Source organism: Micromonospora chokoriensis, from assembly GCF_900091505.1.
GTDB lineage: Bacteria > Actinomycetota > Actinomycetes > Mycobacteriales > Micromonosporaceae > Micromonospora > Micromonospora chokoriensis.
The window spans coordinates 4204475-4225563 of the sequence record NZ_LT607409.1; the positions used below are offsets into that span (position 1 = coordinate 4204475).

At 73.1% G+C, this 21089-nt stretch carries 16 protein-coding genes and 1 pseudogene; 7 read left to right on the forward strand and 10 right to left on the reverse strand.

What is annotated here, in order from left to right; all coding sequences use genetic code 11:
• The first annotated feature begins 102 nt into the window (after positions 1 to 102).
• The gene (locus tag GA0070612_RS19380) at positions 103 to 861 is read left to right on the forward strand and encodes an ABC transporter ATP-binding protein (protein ID WP_088989197.1); all 759 of its coding nucleotides are present in this window, start codon (positions 103 to 105) and stop codon (positions 859 to 861) included.
• Entirely contained in the window at positions 858 to 3389 is a 2532-nt protein-coding gene (locus GA0070612_RS19385) for an FtsX-like permease family protein (protein WP_088989198.1), read from the forward strand. Before GA0070612_RS19380 ends, GA0070612_RS19385 begins: the two co-directional genes overlap by 4 nt.
• A gap of 79 nt (positions 3390 to 3468) precedes the next feature.
• On the opposite strand, the gene GA0070612_RS19390 is transcribed toward GA0070612_RS19385, so the two are convergent.
• The 4 genes from GA0070612_RS19390 to GA0070612_RS19405 form a co-directional block, all read right to left on the reverse strand.
• A complete protein-coding gene (locus tag GA0070612_RS19390; RefSeq protein WP_088989199.1) occupies positions 3469 to 5727 on the reverse strand; it encodes an esterase-like activity of phytase family protein in 2259 nt (752 codons plus the stop codon).
• 127 nt (positions 5728 to 5854) lie between these two features.
• A complete protein-coding gene (locus GA0070612_RS19395) occupies positions 5855 to 6223 on the reverse strand; it encodes a DUF2000 family protein (protein ID WP_231924258.1) in 369 nt (122 codons plus the stop codon).
• A 191-nt stretch (positions 6224 to 6414) separates the two neighbouring features.
• Positions 6415 to 7248, reverse strand: coding sequence for a helix-turn-helix transcriptional regulator (locus GA0070612_RS19400; RefSeq protein ID WP_088989200.1), 834 nt, complete (start codon positions 7246 to 7248; stop codon positions 6415 to 6417).
• Positions 7249 to 7511: 263 nt separating this feature from the next.
• The gene (locus tag GA0070612_RS19405) at positions 7512 to 8936 is read right to left on the reverse strand and encodes an aldehyde dehydrogenase family protein (protein ID WP_088989201.1); all 1425 of its coding nucleotides are present in this window, start codon (positions 8934 to 8936) and stop codon (positions 7512 to 7514) included.
• A gap of 272 nt (positions 8937 to 9208) precedes the next feature.
• Here GA0070612_RS19405 and GA0070612_RS19410 point away from each other — a divergent pair, with 272 nt between their 5' ends.
• On the forward strand, positions 9209 to 10774 hold the full coding sequence (locus tag GA0070612_RS19410) for a DHA2 family efflux MFS transporter permease subunit (protein ID WP_088989202.1): 1566 nt from the start codon (positions 9209 to 9211) through the stop codon (positions 10772 to 10774).
• Positions 10775 to 10834: 60 nt separating this feature from the next.
• On the opposite strand, the gene GA0070612_RS19415 is transcribed toward GA0070612_RS19410, so the two are convergent.
• The 3 genes from GA0070612_RS19415 to GA0070612_RS19425 all read right to left on the reverse strand — a co-directional run bounded on the left by GA0070612_RS19415 (position 10835) and on the right by GA0070612_RS19425 (position 13372).
• On the reverse strand, positions 10835 to 11296 hold the full coding sequence (locus GA0070612_RS19415) for a DUF5709 domain-containing protein (RefSeq protein WP_088989203.1): 462 nt from the start codon (positions 11294 to 11296) through the stop codon (positions 10835 to 10837).
• Positions 11297 to 11428: 132 nt separating this feature from the next.
• A complete protein-coding gene (locus tag GA0070612_RS19420) occupies positions 11429 to 12313 on the reverse strand; it encodes an alpha/beta fold hydrolase (RefSeq protein WP_088989204.1) in 885 nt (294 codons plus the stop codon).
• A 114-nt stretch (positions 12314 to 12427) separates the two neighbouring features.
• The gene (locus tag GA0070612_RS19425) at positions 12428 to 13372 is read right to left on the reverse strand and encodes an RNA polymerase sigma factor (RefSeq protein WP_088989205.1); all 945 of its coding nucleotides are present in this window, start codon (positions 13370 to 13372) and stop codon (positions 12428 to 12430) included.
• Positions 13373 to 13760: 388 nt separating this feature from the next.
• Between GA0070612_RS19425 and GA0070612_RS32830 the strand changes: the two are divergent.
• Together GA0070612_RS32830 and GA0070612_RS19430 are read left to right on the forward strand one after the other, a co-directional pair.
• A pseudogene (locus GA0070612_RS32830) lies at positions 13761 to 14009 on the forward strand (DNA glycosylase AlkZ-like family protein); the annotation flags it as partial.
• A 113-nt stretch (positions 14010 to 14122) separates the two neighbouring features.
• Positions 14123 to 14803, forward strand: a complete 681-nt coding sequence (locus GA0070612_RS19430; RefSeq protein ID WP_231924259.1) for a DNA glycosylase AlkZ-like family protein — start codon at positions 14123 to 14125, stop codon at positions 14801 to 14803.
• 92 nt (positions 14804 to 14895) lie between these two features.
• Here GA0070612_RS19430 and GA0070612_RS19435 read toward each other — a convergent pair whose 3' ends face one another.
• Positions 14896 to 15873, reverse strand: a complete 978-nt coding sequence (locus GA0070612_RS19435; RefSeq protein WP_088989206.1) for an aldo/keto reductase — start codon at positions 15871 to 15873, stop codon at positions 14896 to 14898.
• Positions 15874 to 15969: 96 nt separating this feature from the next.
• On the opposite strand from GA0070612_RS19435, the gene GA0070612_RS33070 reads away from it, so the two are divergent.
• Both GA0070612_RS33070 and GA0070612_RS19445 read left to right on the forward strand, forming a co-directional pair.
• On the forward strand, positions 15970 to 16824 hold the full coding sequence (locus GA0070612_RS33070) for a GNAT family N-acetyltransferase (RefSeq protein WP_408630506.1): 855 nt from the start codon (positions 15970 to 15972) through the stop codon (positions 16822 to 16824).
• A gap of 73 nt (positions 16825 to 16897) precedes the next feature.
• Positions 16898 to 17452 carry a dihydrofolate reductase family protein gene (locus tag GA0070612_RS19445; protein WP_088989207.1) on the forward strand — a complete coding sequence of 185 codons (555 nt, stop codon included), beginning with the start codon at positions 16898 to 16900 and terminating at the stop codon, positions 17450 to 17452.
• Positions 17453 to 17461: 9 nt separating this feature from the next.
• On the opposite strand, the gene GA0070612_RS19450 is transcribed toward GA0070612_RS19445, so the two are convergent.
• Positions 17462 to 20497: a BTAD domain-containing putative transcriptional regulator gene (locus GA0070612_RS19450; RefSeq protein WP_088991616.1), complete on the reverse strand. Its 3036-nt coding sequence runs from the start codon at positions 20495 to 20497 to the stop codon at positions 17462 to 17464.
• A 63-nt stretch (positions 20498 to 20560) separates the two neighbouring features.
• Positions 20561 to 21019 carry a hypothetical protein gene (locus tag GA0070612_RS19455; RefSeq protein WP_088989208.1) on the reverse strand — a complete coding sequence of 153 codons (459 nt, stop codon included), beginning with the start codon at positions 21017 to 21019 and terminating at the stop codon, positions 20561 to 20563.
• Positions 21020 to 21089: the final 70 nt, after the last annotated feature.

Sequence of the window (21089 nt, forward strand, 5' to 3'; positions counted from 1 at the left end):
AAGACAGACCCGGCGAGGGCGATACCCGGCCCCGGGCCGATGTGCCCACCCGCCGACGACGGCGAGGCTTGCCGCTGTCACATCGCAGCCACTGGAGGAACAATGACGACCCACGCCCCGCCGGAGACCAGCCACGCCGCGGTCACCGCGGTCGACTTGGTGAAGGTGTACGGCAGCGGCGACACCGCCGTCCGTGCCCTGGACGGCGTGTCGGTCGGCTTCGGCCGCGCCGAGTTCACCGCGATCATGGGTTCGTCCGGGTCCGGCAAGTCGACACTGATGCACTGCCTCGCCGGTCTCGACACCGCCACCTCGGGACGTGTCCTGCTCGGCGGCACCGAGCTGACCGGTCAGTCGGACCGGACGCTGACCCGGGTACGGCGGGAGCGGATCGGGTTCGTCTTCCAGTCCTTCAACCTGCTGCCGCAGCTCACCGCCGCGCAGAACATCACACTGCCGCTGGACCTCGGCGGCCGCAAGCCCGACGCCGACCTGCTGGCCCGCCTGGTCGACGAGTTGGGGCTCGCGCAACGGTTGGGTCACCGGCCCAGCGAGCTGTCCGGCGGCCAGCAGCAGCGGGTCGCGCTGGCCCGGGCCCTGGTGGCGCGGCCCGAGGTGGTCTTCGCCGACGAGCCGACCGGCAACCTCGACTCCCGCTCCGGCGCGGAGGTGCTCAGCATCCTGCGCGACTCGGTACGCGACCTCGGTCAGACCGTCGTCATGGTGACCCACGATCCGATCGCCGCCGCGTACGCCGACCGGGTGGTGCTGCTCGCCGACGGGCGGATCGCCGGGGAGATCGACAAGCCGGACCAGGTGTCGGTCACCGACGCGCTTCGTGATCTGGCGGCCCGCGCATGAGGGCGACGGTGTTGCGTACCCAGACGAGCGCCGCGGCGCGGCGGCCCGGCCGGCTGATCCTGACCGGCCTCGCGATCCTGGTCGCGTCGTTCGTCGTCTTCGGCACCGTGCTGGTGCAGCAGATCACCGAACGCACCGTGCGGGACAACCTCAGCGGCACCCCGGCCGCCACCGACCTGGTGATCGGCAGCACCGACGTGCCGCCACCCACTGTGAAGGACGTGCAGCAGATCCGGGCGGTGCCCGGCGTTGCCGAGGCGGTGGCCCGGGTGTCGACCGGCATCTCGGTCGGCGAGGGCTACCTCAACCTGTCGGCGGACCCGGGCACCGGTCCGCTGAGCACGGTCCGGGTGATCGAGGGGCGCTACCCGGACCAGCCCGGCGAGATCGCCGTCACGCCGAGGACCGCCGAGCGGCTCGGACTCTCGGTCGGCACCACGACCACCGGCACCGGCGGTGAACTCACAGCGCCCGCCCGGCTCACGGTGACCGGCATCGTCGACACCGCTGTCGACGCCGGCTACGACGCGTACGCCCCGGAGAGCGCCGTGATCGGCTGGGCGCGCCTGACGGCTGTGGAGCGGGTCGACGTGCGCGTGGTCCCCGGCGTCTCGGCGGATGCCGTCCGGCAACGGGTGACGGCTGCGGCGGGCGACCAGCCGATCCGGACCGGCGCGGAGGTACGCCAGGCGGAGGCCGACGCGGCGGCCGAAGAGGTCGGGAAGCTCTTCATCCTGGTCGGCGTCTTCGTCTCGATCGCTGTCGTCGCTGCGGCGCTGGTGGTCACCTCGACCTTCCGCATCGTCTTCGCCCAGCGGATGCGGCAACTCGCGTTGCTGCGGGCCGTCGGCGCGAACCGGGGCACCCTGGTCGGGGCGTTGACCGCCGAGGGGGCCCTGACCGGGCTGGCCGCCGGCGTCGTCGGGGTCGGCGGCGCCAGCGCCCTCGGGTACGCGTTGCCGGCGATCCTGCGTGCGTCCGGCATGGCGGTCTCCTCGCCGGGCCTGCCGGTGACGACGGCGGTGTCGGTGGTGCTCGGCGCCATCGTGGTCACCGTGCTGGCCGTCCTGGCGCCGGCGTTCTCGGCAGCCCGGGTCTCTCCGCTGGAGGCGCTGCGCGCGGCGAGCACCACGGCGGGACGACGGGGCATCGGGGTGCAGCGCCTGGTGTCCGGGCTGCTCCTGGCCGTCGGCGCGGTGCTGGCCGCGGTGGGGACGTTCAGTCAGCTGCCGAAGCCGGAGCAGTCGAACTACGACCCGACGCTTCCGCTGCTGATGCTGGTCGCGTCGGGCGGGATGGCGTTCTTCGCGCTGGTGGCGCTCGGGCCGCTGCTGGTGCGGCCGGTGCTGGCAGTGGTGGGTTGGCCGTTGCGTCAGCTCGGACCACTCGGGCGGATGGCTGTCGGCGGGATCGGCGGGGCGCCGCGCCGGGCGGCAGCGGTCTCCGTGGTGGTCGCGCTCGGCGTGACCCTGATCTCCGGGGTGGTCATCGGCGGTGCGTCGCTCCAGGTGCTCACCGACCGTGAGATGGCATTGTCCGCGCCGACCGACTTCGAGGTCACCAGCACCGAGGGGACCCTGCCGGCGGGTGTCGTTACCCGGGCCGAGGCGGAGCGCGCGGCGCTGGTCCGGGTCGTGCCGTACCGACGGCTCGACGACGTGACGCTGCTGCGCGGCGCGAACAAGATCGGCAACGTCGAGTCCGGCTACCCGACCAACGACCTGGATCTGGCGGCATTGCCGAATACCGGGAAACTGGACGTGGCCCAGGGTTCGTTGGCCGATCGTGGCCCGGGGCGGATCGTGGTCAACAGCTGGGTCGCCCGGGACGCGGGTCTGCGGGCCGGAGACACCGTCACGCTCGCCCGCGTCGGGCGCACCGTCGACGTGCGGGTGGCGGCGGTGCTGCCCGGTGACGGCCCGCTGCACGCCGGCATCCTGGCCGACCGGGGTGACCTCGACCGGCTCGGCGCGCCGACGGCGTACACCGGTCTGCTGGCCGACGCGGCAGTTGCCGGCGAGGACGGCCGCACCGCCGGTGTGCGGGCGCTGCGGCAGGCGATCGGGGACGCCGACGGGGTGGGCCTCGCGGTGCTCGCCGACGAACGGGACCGCACCGACGCCCTGGTCCGGACACTGATCTGGATCGGTCTCGGTCTGGTCGGGCTGACAGTGCTGATCGCTGTCGTCGGCGTGGGTTCCACGACCGCGCTGTCGGTGGTGGAGCGCATCCGCGAGTCCGGGTTGCTTCGGGCGATCGGCCTGTCCCGGACCGGCCTGCGCACCATGCTGACCGTCGAGTCCGGCCTCTACGGGGTGATCGGCGCGACCATCGGCCTGCTGATCGGTGTCCCGTACGGCTGGTTGGCGATCCAGACCCTCGGGATCAACGCGCCGCTGACGGTGCCGGTGCTGCCGCTGGTCGGGCTCTTCGTGGCACTGGTCGGGCTGACCGCGTCGGCCGGGGTGCTGCCGGCCCGCCGGGCCTCGCGGGTCAGCCCGGTGGTGGCCCTGGGAGCCGACGGCTGAGCACCGCCACGGGTCGGCGCCGCGGCGCCGCGAACGACCCCCGGCGCGAGCGCGCCGGGGGTCGTTCGGAACAGGGGTGTCAGCGCAGGCCAGGCACGTCGATCACGATCAGCTCCGTGTCGTCCGGACGGCCCGGGATGCGCCCGTCGTTGCCCGGGAAGTTGTTGTCGTTGGCCACCAACACCCGGTCACCGCCGAGCGGCAGCACCGACTCGACCGACTGCAACGGGAACGAGAAGAGCGGGCCGACGCCGTACTCGCCCGGGCGGGCCGGGGTGGAGACACCCTTCGGGTCGGCCACGCGCATCAGGTCGACCACAGTGCGCCGCGGCAGGTAGCCGTCCGCGCCCACCTCGTCCAGATCGGTCACCACCAGACGCTTGACCACCGACTGCCGGCCCATGCCGTTGTCCCGCTCGATCAGCAGCAGCCGGTGACCGTCGAGCACCGCCGCGTCCCCGACCAGCAGGGACGGGTCGTCCACCCGGAACGACCAGGTGCGGCCGGTGTACCGGTTGCGCCGCACGTCGAACTCGTAGACCACCCGACGGCGCTGGTCCGCGTCGTCGACCCGGGCGCCCTCCAGGATCGGGTAGAGCGTCCAGCCGTCCGCGCTGGTCGCCATCGCCTCGAAACCGTTGCTGGCGCGCAGGGTCGGCGTCTCACCCGCGGCGAGATCCGGCGACTGCGGAGACCTGATGCCGTCCGGCAGCGGGATCGGCGCCTGCAGCACCTTTCCGGTCCGGTCGGTGCGCACCAGGTACGGGCCGAACTCGTCGCCGATCCACAGGTCGCCGCGCGCGTCGCGGGCCAGCGACTCGATGTCGAAGTCCGCGCCGGTCAGCAGACGCTCCGGGGTGTCGCCGTTGACGATCGGGAACGGCACCCTGCGGTCGGGGTCGCGGACACTGATGTGCCCCCGGACCGTCACGCCGTGCCGCTGGTAGTTCGGTTCGATCTCGTACGCCCGCAGCAGGAAGTCGGCCGAGTTGGTCTTCGCCCCGAACCCGTTGTCCGGCATGGCGAGCAGCCGCCGGCCGGACCTGTCACCCGGCTGGGCCGGGATCACCGCGGAGAAGCCGGGAATGGGCTGGCCGGGGAAGGGCGCGGTGATCCCGTTGACCGGGGTCGTGGCGAGCTGGGTGCCGGAGACCGGGCCCGGCTGGTACGCGGTCGCCGACAGCAGCGCCCGGTCCCGCAGCGTCACCTCGGGACGCAGCCTCACCGACAGCGCGTACACCCGGGTGGTCTGGGTGGCGCTGCCGTTGTCGTCGCTGATCAGGTACAGCTCGCGGCGACCGCCCGGCAGGTCACGACCGAGCGTGGCGCCCTCGATGTTGTCCAGCAACGGGTTGGGCTGCGGCTGCTTCGTGGTCGCGCCGGACGGCGGGCAGTCGGCGATGTCGACCAGCAGCTCCTTACCCAGCCAGGAGCGTGGGTCGGTCGCCGTCGACAGGGACGCGACGCTGGACACGTCGGGCGCGCCGGTCGCCGAGACCCGGTACACCCGGACGGTGTTGCCCACCCCGGTCGTGAAGCCCCGCTCCACCGAGAGCAGGTGGTCGTCGCCGAGCGCGATCAGCTCGACCAGGCCGAGGTTCGGGTCGGTCCGGTAGGCGTACTGGGCTGTCGGGGCGTACGCGCCGCCCTCGCGGCCGTCGTACCGGATGATCCGCTGCCGGCCGCGGCCCTCGGCGTCGCGGCCGTCCGCCGCGAGCGGGCCCTCCATCCCGGCGTAGAGCACCCGGTGATCCCCGGTGGCGGTCAGCGCCTCGAAGGTCTGGTTGGCGGCGGCCTCGCCGGCCGGGGCGACCTGGAAGCGGGCCGGCACCGGCAGCGAGCCGATCTCCCGGCCGTCGGAGAGCCGGAACCGGCGGATCGACGGCTCCCGCTCCGAGCTGGCCAGGACGGTGTCCCCGCCGCGCTCGGCGACGAGCCCTTCGCCGTCGAAGTCGGCCCCGGTGTACGGCGTGCCGTCGGGTCGGGTGAGCACTGTGACGTCCCGGACACCGACGTCCACGCCACGCCGTCCGGTGTCCAGACCCAGCTCGTAGACGCGGGCCGGAGTGGTGCCGATGTTGTCCACCAGCGCGAGGGCACGCCCGGGGCGGGCGAACGACAACGCGGACAGGCCGGCCACCGGAGTGCCCCGGACGGTGGTCTTGTCGAGAGCGTCGGAGAAACCGAGCAGCGACGCGTCCGGCGCGCAGCTCGCGCCCGCACCCGGGTGCCCCGGGGTCGGGTGCGCCGGCGCGCCGAGCGCCGGCGCCGCCGCGAGCAGCGAGATCGCCGCCGCGGCGGACGCGACGGCCCGGGCCCTTCGGGAAGTGGTACGCACATTGCCTCCAGCATCGAGTCGACGGCTGTTGCCGCCGGGCCGATGCAAACGGCCGCCGCTCACCACAGTGGAACCCGGACCGGAACGGGGGCTGAACAACCGGTGCACGATCCCGCGAGCCGTCGCCTCAGGGGTGCATGGTCGTGCCCTTGAGCACCGTGTCCACCACGGTGCGGGGCGCGTGCAGCGCCAGGCCCACCAGGTCGAGTTTCTCCCGACCGACCGCCGGCACGGCGGCACGGTTGTCGCGGTCGCTGCCGGTGGCGAACAGCTCGGCGGTGAAGATGGACAGACTCAGCCCACGGGCGAGCGCGCGCGAGCCTGCCCGCGTACCGCCGATTGGTCTTGTACGCCGCACGACGGTCGCGCCGTCACCGCCGACGGCTTCCGCAAACGGGTTCTCTACCTCGACACCTCGGCTCTCGACGCGGAGCTGACCGGCCGGGCGGTCGACCAGCCAGGCATCGTCGACCCCCGGGTGCGCGACCGGAGCCACCTCCTGCACCGGGCGCTGGCCGCGCCCGGGGGACGAGTTCGAGGCCGAGGGTCGACTCGCGCTGATCCTGGACCGGCCGCAGGCCGGCTTCTTCGACCAGGCGCACCTGACCCGCCACTTCCGGCGGTACCTGGGCGTCAGCCCGGCCCGCTACCTCGGCCCGCCTCCCGGGATCAGACCCGCTGGGCCCTTCAGACCCGCTGGGCGCCGATGACGGAGAGCAGCCGCAGCTTCTCGTCGCTCGACGAGCCGGGAACGGCGGTGAAGACCAGCAGCGTCTGGGACTGGTCCGGGTCGACGAGCGTCTGGCAGTGCAACTCCAGCGCACCGACCTCCGGGTGCAGGAAGTGCTTCGCCGGGCAGTAGCCGGCCGGCACCGGATGCTCGCGCCACAGCTGCGCGAACTCCGGGCTCCTGGCCAGCAGGTCGTCGACGAGCGTCGCGGCCCGCGAGCCGCGCCCATCCCGGGTGTACGACGCGTGCAGGTGCCCCACGAGCAGGCGGCTCCGCGTGTGGTGGTCCTCGACCGGGTGCAGCTGCCGGACCGCCGGGTCGGTGAACCAACGGTGATGGGCGCTGCGGGCCAGCCCGGTGTACCGGGTCTCGTCACCGAGCAGGGCGACGGCCGGGGCGGTCTGCGCCAGAGTCTCGCCGAGGTGGTTCACCACCTGGGCCGGGGTGTCGTGCATCCGGTCGAGGATCCGCATCATGCCCGGGTTGACGTGGTCGGCCCGTACGGCGCGGTGCGGAACGGCGTGCCCGGCCAGCCGGAACAGGTGGTCCCGTTCGGCCAGCGAGAGCCGCAGGCCACGGGCCAGCGCGGCGAGCATCTGCTCGGAGGGGCGCGGCCCGCGCTGCTGCTCCATCCGGCTGTAGTAGTCCGTGGACATACCACTCAACGCGGCCACTTCCTCGCGTCGCAGCCCACCGGTGCGCCGGCGTCGACCCCGGGGCAGCCCGACGTCCTCGGGTTGCAGCGCCTCGCGGCGGCTGCGCAGGAAACTCGCGAGTTGGGCGCGGTCCACGGTGTCTCCGTTCGGTGGTCGCCGACGGTGGCCGGCACGTCGAGTGCAACAGTCAAACCAGGTAACGGTGTTCCAGAACCGCCCCGCCGCCCCCCACCCCCGCCTCCCACCCCCCACCCCCGCCCCCACCCCCCACCCCCGCCCCTAGCCCTGTCGATCATGGAGTTGTGGTGGTCGACAAAGTGTCTGAAATGGGTGCTAGTCAGGCACCACAACTCCATGATCGACTGGGCAGGGGGTGGGGGCGGGGGCTGGTGGCGCGGTTAGCGTTGGATGGACTTGGTCTCCAGGAACTCCTCCAGGCCGAAGCGGCCGAACTCCCGACCGTTGCCGGACTGCTTGTAGCCGCCGAAGGGGGCCAGGGGGTTCCAGTGGCCGGCGTTCACGTCGACCTGCCCCACGCGCAGCCGTCGGGCGACCGCCAGTGCGTGCTCCGGCTCGCCGAAGACACCGCTGGTCAGGCCGTACGACGTGCTGTTGGCGATCGCCACGGCCTCGTCCTCGTCGGCGTACGGGATGATCGTCAGCACCGGGCCGAAGATCTCCTCCTGGGCGATGGGTGCTGTCGGGTCGACGTCGGCGAAGATCGTCGGCTGGACGTACGCGCCGGTCGGCAGACCCTCGGGCCGGTCCGGGCCGCCGGCCACGAGCCGGGCGCCGTCGGCGATGCCCCGCTCGATGTACCCCACGACCTTCTCCCGGTGGGCCTCGGACGCCATCGGGCCGATCCGGGTGGCCTCGTCGGTCGGGTCGCCCACTGTGTACTGCTTCGCCGCCTCGACGGCCAGCGCGACCACCTCGTCCTGCCGGGAGGCCGGCACCAGCATCCGCGGCCACGCGCCGCACACCTGACCACCGTTGGAGAACGCCATCATCAGCCCTCGGTTGACCGCCTCGGGCAGGTCCGCGTCGTCCAGGATGATGTTCGCGCCCTTGCCGCCCAGTTCCAGCGCGACCCGCTTGACGGTCTCCGCGGCCACCGCGCCGATGCGCTTTCCGGCGCGGGTGGAGCCGGTGAAGGAGACCATGTCGATGTCCGGGTGGGCGGAGATCGCCTCGCCGACGACCGCCCCGGTGCCGTACACCACGTTGAACACGCCGGCCGGCACGCCCGCGTCGGCAGCGACCTCGGCGAGGATCCGCGCGGTCAGCGGGGCGTTCTCGGAGGGCTTGAAGACCATCGTGTCGCCCGCGAGCAGCGCCGGCGCCAGCTTGGAGACGATCTGCTGCAACGGGAAGTTCCAGGGGGTGATCGCGCCGACGACGCCGATCGGCTCGCGCACGATCAGCGAGTTGCCGATCTCCTCGGTCCAGGCGAAGCCGTCGGCCAGGCCGGCGACGGCTTCGACCACCGCCGCCGGAAAGGCGACCTGGGCGGTGCGGGACATGCCGATCGGCGAGCCCATCTCGGCGGTGATCGCCTGGGCGATCTCCTCCTGTCGGGCGCCGAGGCCGGCGCCGAGGCGACGCAGCACGTCCGCCCGGTGCTGCGGCGTGGTCGCCGCCCAGGCCGGGAAGGCCGCCCGGGCCGCGGCGACGGCGCGATCGACGTCGGCGGCGGTGCCGGCCGGGGTCTCGGCGACGACCTCGCCGGTCGCCGGGTTCACGACGGGAATGGTGCCGGCCGTGCCGGCGACGGTCTCGCCACCGATCCAGTGGCCGGTGACGGTGTACGTGGAAGGTGTCATGCACCGACCGTCGCACCGGCCCGGAACCCCAACCAGGTGCGCCTTGTCCAGGGTTTCGTGGTCCCTGGCTGGGGCCGACCGTCCGGTCCGCATCCGACGGCCGTTCGGACGCGAGGCCCGGCCGTCACGAAAAGCGGCGGCCAATCGTCACATCCTCCGGTTAGTCTTCCTCCGCGCGTCGTCGTCCTGGTACGACGCGCTTCGCGCCTGGTCGGCGCGGCATCGCCGCCACCGCCCACCATCGGCCGGCTCAATCGACTTCAGGAGAGTTTGTGACACAGCAATCCGTCGCGACATCGGACAAACTCGACGCCGCGGTGCTCAAGGTGGCGGGTGTCGTCGTTCTTGGCGCGATCATGTCGATCCTCGACGTGACGGTGGTCAGCGTGGCGCTGCCCAAGTTCCAGAGCGAGTTCGACGCGTCCTACGCCCGGGTGGCGTGGACGATGACCGCGTACACCCTCGCCCTGGCCACCGTGATCCCGCTCAGCGGGTGGGCGGCGGACCGGTTCGGCACCAAGCGCCTCTACATGGTGGCGTTGGCGCTGTTCACCATCGGGTCGGGGCTCTGTGCCACGGCCGACACGATCGGCGAGCTGATCGGCTACCGGGTGCTGCAGGGCCTCGGTGGCGGCATGCTCATGCCGTTGGGCATGACCATCATGACCCGGGCGGCCGGCCCCCACCGGATCGGCCGGCTGATGGCCGTCCTCGGCATCCCGATGCTGCTCGGCCCGATCGGCGGCCCGATCCTCGGTGGCTGGCTGATCGACACCGCGAGCTGGCACTGGATCTTCCTGATCAACCTGCCGATCGGTGTCGTCGGGCTGATCTACGCGCAGCTGGCGCTCCCGAAGGACGCCCCCGAACCGTCGGAGTCGTTCGACTTCGTCGGCATGCTCATGCTCTCGCCCGGTCTCGCCCTGTTCCTCTACGGCGTGTCGTCCCTGCCGGAAACCGGCACCTTCGCCGACGCCAAGGTGTGGGCCCCGATGCTGGTCGGCGGAGCGCTGGTGGTGGCGTTCGTGCTCTACTCGTTCAAGCCCCGGCACCCGCTGCTCGACCTGCGACTGTTCCGCAACCGCAGCCTGACCATCGCGTCGGTGACGATGTTCGTGTTCATCATCGCGTTCATGGGCGCCGGGCTGCTGTTCCCGAGCTACTTCCTCCAGGTGCGCGGTGAGTCGACGCTGGCCGCCGGCCTGCTGATGGCCCCGCAGGGCATCGGCGCGATGATCACCATGCCGATCGCCGGCACGTTGGCCGACCGGGTGCCGATCGGGCGCACCGTCCCGTTCGCGCTGGGGCTCATCGTCGTCGGGTTCTTCGGCTTCACCCAGGTCGACGCGCAGACGCCGTACTGGGTGCTCGGTGGGTCGCTGTTCGTGATGGGTCTGGGCATGGGCGGCACGATGATGCCGATCATGACGTCGGCGCTGCGGACGTTGCAGGCGCAGGAGGTGGCGCGCGGCTCGACGCTGGTCAACATTCTCCAGCAGATCGGCGGGTCGGTCGGCGCCGCCGTGATGTCGGTGATCCTCACCAACGAGCTGAACGGCTCCCGGCCGATCCCCGCCCCGGACGGCACGCAGACCACCGAGGCCGCACTGGCCATCGCCTCCCAGCAGCTGCCGGAGCTGCAACAGCGGCTCGATCCGTCGCTCATCGAGCGTGGGCTCGACTTCGCCGCCCAGTCGTTCGCCAACACGTTCTGGGTGGCGTTCGCGCTGGTCGTGCTCACGATCATCCCGGCGTTGTTCCTGCCGCGCCGACGTCAGCCGGCGCAGCTCGACGACCCGCAGGGCGAGCAGGTCAGGACGCCCGTTCCCATCCACTGAGCGACCCGCCCGCCGCGCCCACCATCCTCCGACGGTGGGCGCGGCGTTGTCGGGCGGTCGTCAGCGCAGCGGGCCGTCGCCGGGCCCGTCCGGGTCCTCGATCACGTGGATCGCGGCCTCCTCGGCGCTGGCGGCGCCCGCGTCGATCCCGGCGTCCCACGCCACCGACTCGGCCTCGTCGTCCTCGCGGACACCCTCGTCGTACGCGACGAGACGGCCGGCGCGCGCCTCGGCCTCGTACCCCCGACGGGTCAGCTCGTCCTCGTCGTCACCGTCCTCGGCGTACGGGTCGACGTCCGGCACCTCCTGGGCGAGGTGCTGCTCCAGGGACTCGCCCGCCCGCTCCTCGGCCGGCGTCGTGCCGAACCGGTTCGCCGCCGTCCAGTGGTCCGCGGCGACGATGCCGGTGTCGAGAGGGTCGCCGACCCGGTCGTCGTCAAGCGTGTCGGAGGCGTCCAGGACCCCGTCGTCCTCGGCAACGTTCCACTCGTCCACGGAATCCATCCGTTCGGTCTGGCTCACGGCGGTCTCCTCCTCGTCAGGGTTCAGCAGGCGGTCAGCCTAAGACCGTGTAACGCGCCAGCGCCCCGAGGCCTGCCCGCTGTGACGAACCGACCTCGGGGCGCGGGCCGAGCCGGGCGCCGGCGCACCGGATCAACGCTTCAGCAGCTCCACCACGGCCTCGGTGAACTCCGCCGGCTGCTCGATGTGCGCGAAGTGCCCGCTGCGCTCCAGCCGGACCAGCCGCGAGTCCTTGAGGCCCGCGTGCAGCTGCTCGGCCCACCGCGGGCCACAGATGAAGTCGTACTCCCCGACGATCACCACGACCGGCACGGTGATCTCCCCGAGGGTGTCCCGCACGTCGAAGGGCGTGGGGTCCTGCGCGCCCGCCGGCGCCGCCGAGACCCGTACCGCGGCCTGGAACGGGGCGAATTCCTCCTGTCGACCCCAGAAGTCCGCGAAGTACACCGGCACGGCGGCGCGCAGGGCGGCGCTCAACGACTCGTCGTCCGTCGCGCCGCCGATCTGCGCGAAGGCAGCCGGGACCGCCGCCGCCTCCGGCCGGTCCGGGTGCCGCTGCGGGTACGCGGCCAGCCCGGCCATCGCCTCGGCCCAGAACTCGGCGCCGGTCACGGGGGAGGTGTCGTAGAGGGCGAGACCGGCGACCCGGTCCGGGTGGTCGAGGGCGTAGCGCTGGGCGACGAAGCCGCCGTGCGAGTGCCCGAGGAGATACACCCGGGGTACGCCGAGGTGCGCGACGACCGCGTCGAGGAACCGGACATACGTGGCGAGACGGTAGTCAGCGGGGTCGTCGAGTCGTCCCGACGCGCCGGTGCCCACCGGTTCGACGTACACCATGGTGAAGTGTTCTTCGAGGCTGGGCGTGCGCAGGTACGCCCAGTCGATGCCGGGGCCGCCGGAGTGCGCCACGCACACCGGGCCGGTGCCGGCGACGTGGTAGACCTGCCGGACGCCGTCGACGGTGAACGTGTGGGCACCCGGTGCGAGGTTGCCGACGTCGTGGCTGGTGGAACCCATGAGCTATCTCCCGATTCGAGATCCGTGCGGCGTCCGCCGGCACGGCACTGAGGTAGGACGCACCACCAGATGCGTGGTGCGACGGGAAAGTTCGCTCGATCGGGAAAGTTTTTCTCAGAGCAGCGCCGGCTGACGGATCTCCCGCGCCGGGACGGGGTGGAAGAGGGTGAGCTGGCGCACCCGTCCCTCGCGCAGCACCTGCAACCACAACGCCGACGGCGGGCAGTGCTCCGGGTCGTCCGGTGGGCTGATCAGGTCGGTCTCCCAGAGCAGCACGTCGCCGCTGGACACGACGTTGCGCAGCCGTTGGCGTACCCCGGCCGCCAGGTCGCAGTTCATGCCCTCGACGGCGGCGTCACGACCGACGCGTGGGCCACCCGGAACGACCAGCTCGGCATCCGGCCACCAACTGTCACGGACCACCCGGTCGAAGTCGCCGTCCATCGCGGTGGCGATCATGTCGCGACCCTCCCGCCACCGCGATGCGTTCGACGCGGTGACGTCGGCGTGTGCCGCGTTCGCCGCCGTCCGTAGCCCGTCGGAGAGCGCCCGGCGGGCGTGGCTGAGGCGGCTGCGGACGGTGCCGACCGGGATGCCGCAGACGGCAGCGATCTGGTCGTACGACGACGCGTCGCTGAAGTACCGCAGCAGGGTGACCAACCGGTCGGGCTCGGACAACTGCCCGATGGCGTGCCACACCCAGTCGCGCATCGCGCCCCGGTCCAGAGCCTCCTCCGGGGTGGGTGTGTCGGCGGGGCGGGCGAACCACTCCGGCTCGGCCACCGGAACGGCTCGGGGCCCGCGTACCGTCGTGCGGCTGTTGTTGCGGACGATGGCCCGCAACCACGGGCCGACGGCGGACGGGTCGCGCAGGTCACCGATGCGACGCAACGCCATCAGCATGGCGTCCTGCACCGCGTCCTCGGCGTCCGGTCCGTAACCGAGGATGCTCACCGCGACGGCCCGCATCCCGGCCTCGTGCCGGGCCAGCAGCGTGCCGAGCGCCGCGGCGTCTCCCGCCTGCGCCAGCGCCACCAGCTCTGCGTCACCGTGCGTCACGCGACTGTCCTCCCGTAACCCCTGGCGCGTCCTGTTCGAGGCGTTTCGGGGTGAAAATCGATGCCGCCTCCGACGCCAAGCCTACGGCGGGTGAGGGGTACGGCCGCCGGGCGGTGGGCGCGCGTGCACCCTGGTCGATCAGCTGGTCGACGTACCCGAACCGGCCACGGGTGCGGAAAGTGACAGACGTCGGTCGTAGCGTGAGCCGCATGAGGACCTGTGCCGCCGACGTCAGGTGCGCGTGCCCGAGCGACCTTGACGGCGCCCCGCGATGACCGAGCTGACCTGGGAGCAGGTGTCCGCCCGGCGTCTTCGCCGGCACCGGCTCGACACACCGGCGGCGGGCGGGGAACCGGACGCGGGACAGGTCGCCGACGTCGTGTCGGCGATGTGCGGCGCGCACGCCCAGATCGCGTCGGCCGCCGAGTTGTCCATCGGGCTGCGGGTGCCGGGCGCGACCCGCGCCCTGGTGCGCCGGGCCCTGTGGAGCGACCGCACGTTGGTCAAGACCCGTGGGCCGCGCGGCACCGTGCACCTGCTCGCCGCCGCGGACCTGCCGATGTGGATCGGCGCGCTGAGCGCGTTGCCGGCTCCGCCGCTGGAGCGGAGCGTGGTCCTGCTGACGCCCCGGCAGACCGAGCAGGTCCTCGCGGCCATCGCCGAAGCGGTTGCCGACGCCGACCTGACCACCGCCGAGTTGACCGAGGAGATCGTCGCCCGCACACCGGCCCGTGGGCGGGTGACCTGGTCATGGAGGCGTTCCAGGACAGGTGGCCCCGGTGGTTCGCCGCGATGGCCGCCGCCACCCGGGCCGGGGTGGTCTGCTTCGGCGCGAATCGTGGCCGGGCCTCGACGTACACCAGCCCGACCCGGTGGCTGCCCGACTTCGCGCCGATGGCCGGGCGCCCCGCCCTGGCCGCCCTCGTCCGCAGCTACCTGTACGGGTACGGTCCGGCCACTCCGGCACAGTTCGCCCGGTGGATGGGTGTGCCCCCGGCATGGGCGACGTGGCTGTTCGACTCGCTCGACCTGACCGAGGTGGCGGTGGAGGGGGCCCGGGCGTGGGTGGCCGCCGACGACACCGAGTTCCCCGACGACCGCCCGTCCGGGGTGCGGCTGCTGCCGTACTTCGACGCGTACGCGGTCGGCTGCCATCCCCGCGAGCGGCTCTTCCCCGGCGCCGCCGCCGAGCGGGCGCTCGCCCGTGGGCAGGCCGGTAACTACCCGGTGCTGCTGGTGGACGGGGTGGTCGCCGGGGTGTGGCACCAACGCCGCTCGGGCCGGGCGATCCACGTCACCGTCGAGCCGCTGCGACCGCTGGACGCCGGGCGGCGGCGGAAGCTGGACGAGCAGGTCGAACGGCTCGGCGAGATAGTGGAAGGCAGGCCCACGTTGACCATCGGCACGGTGAGTGTCGGCCCGCACGCCTGAGCCGGGGTGAGGGCGTGGACATCGAACCCGTCGACCACGAGGTTCGGCCCGTCGGTGGCGGCCCGGCCGCGGGGCGCCGGGCCGCCGGAGCGTCAGTAGCGGCCACCCTCGGGTGCGGGCAGCGCGTCCAGGTCGGCCAGGTCCTCGGCGCCGAGCCGCACATCACCGGCGGCGCAGTTGTCCGCCAGGTACGTCGGGGTCTTCGTGCCGGGGATCGGGATGACCTGGTCACCCCGGGCGATGACCCACGCGAGAGCCACCTGCGCGGGGGTGAGGCCGACCCGGTCGGCGATCTCCCGGACCCGGGCGACGATGGCGAGGTTGGCGCGCAACGCGTCCTGCTGGAACCGCGGCAGGCCACGGCGGAAGTCGTCGGCGGGCAGGTCGTCGAAGGACGTGAACCGCCCGGCGAGGAAGCCGCGACCGAGCGGGGAGAACGGCAGGAAGGCGATGCCCTGCTCCGCGCAGTACGGCAGCACCTCGGCCAGCGGGTCGCGGGTCCACAGCGACAGCTCGGACTGCACCGACGCCACCGGGTGTACCGCCTGCGCCCGCGCGATCTGGTCGACGGTCACCTCGGACAACCCGATCTGCCGCGCCTTGCCCGCCGCGACGACCTCCGCCATCGCACCCCAGGACTCCTCAAGGGGCACGTCGGGGTCGACCCGGTGCAACTGGTAGAGGTCGACGTGGTCGGTGCCGAGCCGGCGCAGGCTCTCGTCGATGGCCGCGCGGATGTGCTCCGGCCGCCCGTTGTTGCCGATCGTCGGGGAGTTGCCGGGGCCGCCGGTGGGGGAGGTGGCGACCAGGCCGACCTTCGTCGCCAGGACGGCCCGCTCCCGGTGGCCGCCGGCCAGCGCCCGCCCGACCAGCTCCTCGTTGGTGTACGGCCCGTACACGTCCGAGGTGTCGATCACTGTGGCGCCGAGGTCGAGGGCCTGGTGGATGACCGAGATCGAGGTGTCGTCGTCGCGGGGGCCGGTGATGTCGTAGCCGTGGCTCATGCCCATGCACCCGAGGCCGATGACGCCGACCTCGGGACCTGCGCTGCCCAGGGTGGTGGTTCGCATGCGCCCCACGCTACGCCGGACGGACCGCGGGATCGGACGGCACGTAGCGTCACGACGGGCAGACCGTTGACCGCCGACCGACGGGGGAGAACAGCCGTGACGCACGTTCGCGCGTTCGCCTGGCCGGACTACGACAGAGTCGCGGCACTGTGGACCGCTACCGGGCGGGACGTGCTGAGCCGGGCCGAGTTGACCGCCAAGCTGACGCGGGATCCGCAGTTGTTCCTGGTCGCCGAGGTCGACCAGACGCTCGCCGGTGTCGTGCTCGGCACGTACGACGGCCGGCGCGGGATGATCCTGCGGCTGGCCGTCGATCCGTTCGGCGACCACCGCCCGGCTCACCCGGCACCTCGCCGTGACCGCGACCACCGTCGGCTGAGGCGCTATCCTGCGCCGGTGGACGTGACGGCGCAGGGCGAGCGGTTGGCCGCCGACCTGGGCCGCTGGCTGACCGACCTGACCTTCGTCGACCTGAACACCGACGAGGTCACCGCGCAGGTGATCGACGCGGTGGCGCGGTGGGCGGAGGCCCAGGGTTGGCGGGTCTACCGGCGCGCGCCCAGCGTCCTGCCGTTGCCGCCGCCACTGGAGAAACGACACTCGGTCCTCGACGTGGCGTGCGCCCGCCCCGACGGCCCACCGGTGGTCGTCGAGGTCGACCACACCGACCGGGCCCGGACGGTGCAGAAGCTGCGCGCGGAGGCGGACGCGGGCCGGATTCCGATCTGGGTGCGCTGGGGTGCCGGGCGTTTCACCGCGCCGCCACCGCCGGTGCGGATGGTGACCGTCGAGGTGACCAGGCGTGCCGGGCCGGCCGGGCAGGGGCGGCTGCACAGCCGCACCGGTGACCGCCCCGCCCCGGCGCACTCGACCGGCGGTGGCACGGCTGCCGCGCAGGCGCTGCCGATCCCGCTTCCGGCCCCGCTTTCGGAGCCGGGCAAGAGCACCTGAAGCGAATCGTAAGCGGGGCCCGGCAGAGTTCTGGGTGTCACCGAGGCACCTGACCAACACCCAGGAGATTCCGATGCGCAAGCTCATCAACTCGACCTACGTCACCCTCGACGGCGTCATCGAGAACCCGATGTGGACCTCGCCGTACTTCGACGAGGAGGCGATGGGCCTCGCCGGCGAGCAGACCGACGAGGCGGACGCCATGCTGATGGGCCGGGCCACCTACGACGGCATGTCCGTCGCCTGGCCGAGCATGGACGAGAGCGACCCGAACACCGGCGCCGCGTACTTCAACAACGTCAAGAAGTACGTCGCCTCGACCACCCTCACCAACCCGACCTGGAGGAACACCGAGGTGCTCCAGGGCGACCTGGTCGAGGCGGTCACCGCGCTCAAGGCCCGGGAGGGCAAGAACATCATCCAGTACGGTTTCGGCTCGGTCACCGCGCAGCTGATCAACGCGGGTCTGGTGGACGAGGTCCGGTTCTGGATCCACCCCGTCCTGGAGGGTGCCGCGAACCTGACGGCACCGCTGACCGACTTCAAGGCGTCGTTCGACCTGGTCGACACCCGGGTGCACAAGAGCGGCGTGATCGTCGCCTCGTACCGGCCGAAGACGACGGCCTGACCGACACACTCAGAGCTGGGCTCGGGCCTCGCCCGGGCTCAGCTTCGCGCCCTCGGCGAGCAACGCGTCGAACCGCTCCGGCCCGAGTTCGGCCCGCAGGCGTCCGGTCACCCGCTCCACGTCGTCGCGTTCGGCCGGCGCGGCCGGGGACTGCGTGGCGAGCCGGGCCGCGGCCGCCGCACCGAGCAGCCGGGCGGCGACCTCGGGGGAGCGCACGGCCGCCGCCATCCCCTCCAGGGGGCCGACCGCGTCGCGCATCGTGGCCATCGCCTCGGCGGCCTCGAACGCCTCGACGTGCAGGGCCAGCGCGGCGTCCGGGTCTCCGCCCAGCTCGACCGCGTAGCCCAGCTCGACCAGCACCATCGGCAGGTAGAGCGCCGGCTGGCTCTCGCCCCGGCCCAGCTCGACGAGGTGGGTGAGATGGGTGACGGCCAGGTCGAGTTTTCCGTCGCGGCGGGCGGCCAGCCCGAGGCTCATCTCCGCGAAGACCAACGCACCGGGCGAACCCTGCTCCGCCGCCAGGCCGTACGCCCGTTCGGCCAGCTCCCGGCCCTGGGTGTAGTCGCGGGTCTGCACCGCGAGCCAGGCCAGCCAGGACAGCTCGGCGCAGACCTGCGGCCACAGCGCCAGCTCCTCGGCCCAGCGCAGCCCCTCCCGGTGCAGCGCGGCGGCGCGCTCGTGCTCGCCGCGCATGTCGGCGAGCCCGCCCACCCACTCGGTCGCCCGGAGTCGGCCCCACCGGTCGCCGATGTCGGCGAACAGCGCCGCGCTGCGAGTCGCGGTGCGTTCCAGGGCGGCCTGGTCACCGTTCGCGTGCGCGATGTGGGCCCGGGAGGTGAGCACCGCGGCCTCGGTCCACCTGTCGACGGGTGCGGTGGGCAGCAGCTCCGACGCCAGGGCCAGGTCGCCGTGCTCGATCACGGCGTTGGCCGCGAACCAGGCGGCGTGGCCGTCCGGGTCGCCGGCCACCGCCGCGCGTACGTCGTCCGGCGCGACCGGCTCACCGAGGGACAGGGCGAAGCCGACGCGCCACGGGGCCGCGCGGGCCTCCTGTTCCGGGTCGCCGGCCACGGCCAGGGCCCGCCGCGCCTCGGTGAGTCGGCCGCGTAGGTGCCAGTACCAGCTCAGGGCGACCGCCAGGCGAAGCCCAGCACCGTGGACCAGTGCCGAGCGCAGGTTCGCCATCTCGGCGTCCAGCAGCGCCAGCCACCGTTGCTGGTCGGCCCCGCGCAGCTCCGGGTCGGCGCGTTCGGCCAGGTCGGTGTAGTAGGCCGCGTGCCGTGCGCGTACCTCGTCGGGGTCGGTCAGGCGGTCCAGGCAGTAGGCGGCGACCGATTCGAGCAGCCGGTAGCGGGGGACGGGGCCGGAGTCGTCGAGCACCACCAGCGACCGGTCCACCAGTCGGGCGAGGGTGTCCAGGTCGGTGCCGCAGACGTGTTCGGCGGCCTCCGGGCTGCCGCCGTCGCGGAACACCGCCAGCCGGGCCAGCACCGCCCGGTCGCTCTCGTCGAGGAGGTCCCAGCTCCAGCCGATCACCGCGGTGAGCGTCCGCTGCCGCAGCGGCACGTCCCGCTGTGCGGTGCTGAGCAGCCGGAACCGGTCGTCGAGCCGGTCCACCACACCCTGCACCCCCAGCGCCCGTACCCGGGTCGCGGCCAACTCCAACGCCAGCGGGAGGCCGTCGAGGCGACGGCAGAGCTGGGCGATCGCCGACGCCGTCCGCTCGTCGAGGCGGAAACCGCGCTGCTGGGAGGCGGCGCGGGCGGCGAACAACCGGGCCGCCGCCGAGCGCCGGACCGCGTCCAGGTCGCCGCCGTTCGGCACCGACAGCGGGGGTACCTCCCAGAGCAGCTCACCGGTCAGCCCGAGGGGCTCCCTGCTGGTGGCCAGCACCCGCAGCCCCGGCACCTCGCGCAGCAGCCGGGCGACCAGCGTGGCTACCGGCTCGATGACGTGTTCGCAGTTGTCCAGCACCAGCAGGAGCTGACGGTGGCGCAGGGCCGCGACCACCCGGTCGGTGGCGGACAGGCTCGTGCCGGCGGTCTCGTGGGCGCCCAGAGCGGCCAGCACCCGCTCGGCGACGAGCGTGTCTCCGGCCGGTAGCGGGGCCAGCTCGACCAGCTGGACGCCGTCCGGAACGGACTGTGCGCGGGCCGTCTCGACGGCCAGTCGGGTCTTTCCGACGCCACCCGGCCCGACCAGCGTGACCAGCCGCTGCCGGGGCAGCAACGCGCCCAACTCGGCCAACGCCTCGCCCCGCCCGACCAACTCGTCGAGCTGGGCCGGCAGGCCGTTGTCGCGAGCGGTCGCGCCTCTCGGCGGCGGGGTCAGGCTGGCGTCCTGTTCGAGGATCCGGCGGTGCAGCGCGGCCAACTCCGGCCCGGGGTCGAGGCCCAACTCGTCGGCGAGCCGGTCGCGCAGATCCGCGTAGCTGTCCAGCGCCTCGGACTGGCGGCCCGCCGCGTACAGCGCGCGCAACTGCACGGCCCGCAGCCCCTCCCGCAGCGGGTGCCGGGCGACCAACTCGGCCAGGTCGGCGGCGGCCAGGTCGTGCTCTCCCCGGGCGACCCGCGCCTCGGCCAGCCGCTCGTGCACGGCGAGGCGCTGTTCGGTCAGGCGGGTCGCCTCGGCCCGGACGAACTCGGCGTCGGCCACGTCGGCGTACGCCTCGCCGCGCCACAACGCCAGGGCCTCGCGCAGCCGGTCGGCGTCGGTGCTGAGCGCCAGCTCGCCGAACCGGTCCGCGTCGACGGCGTCGGCCCGCAGCAGGTAACCGGGCGCCCGGGACTCCACCAGGTCCCGGGCGCCCGGCTCGGCGTCGTTGAGCGCCTTGCGGAGCTGCGACACCCGTACCTGGAGGGCGCCGGCGGGATTGGCGGGGGAGTCCTCGCCCCACAGGTCGTCGATGAGGCGGTCCGCCGAGACCACCTGGTTGCGGTTGGTCAGCAGGTCGGCCAGCAACGCGCGGACCTTGGTGCCGGGCACGACCACCGGCTCGCCGGCGTCCGTGGTCACGGCGAGCGGCCCGAGCACCCCGAACTGCACGGCGGCCATCCTATCGCCGGTCGGGCGGCCGGAGACGCACCGTGAGCGCGGTGGCGGGGACGGTCAGCGTCGTCGTTCGGCGCCGCGGCGGACCGCTGCGAGCATCCGTCGTACGCCGAGCACGTGACCGCCCGACCTGAGGAGCAGCTGTCGGTAGAGGCCACCGGCCAGGCCGGGGAAGACGGCCCGGGTCTCCGCCCGGAGCTGCGATCGGCCGGGCCCGGCCCGTTCGAGTCGGAAGATCAGCGCGTACGTCGAGAACCGGTGGCTGCCCCGCAGTGTCAGCTCCCGCCCGGGGATCGCGGTGGTCACCCGGAACCCGGGGATCGTCGCGCCGTCGGCGAGCGGTCGGGGCCCGGACGCGACGGGGTCGGCGGCGCCGACCAGGCGGGCGTACGCGCCCGTGCCGGGGCCGCCGAACGTGGTCTCGACGACGCGCACGAGGTGCGGCCAGGCTTCCTCGGGTTCGGCCTCGATGACGGTGGCGTGTTCGTCCACGTGCGGCAGTGCGTCGATTCGCATGGGTGCCTCCCCGTTCTGCGCTCCATTCTCACCGACCGACCGACGTTTGCCGGTCCCGGCAATGGCGTGG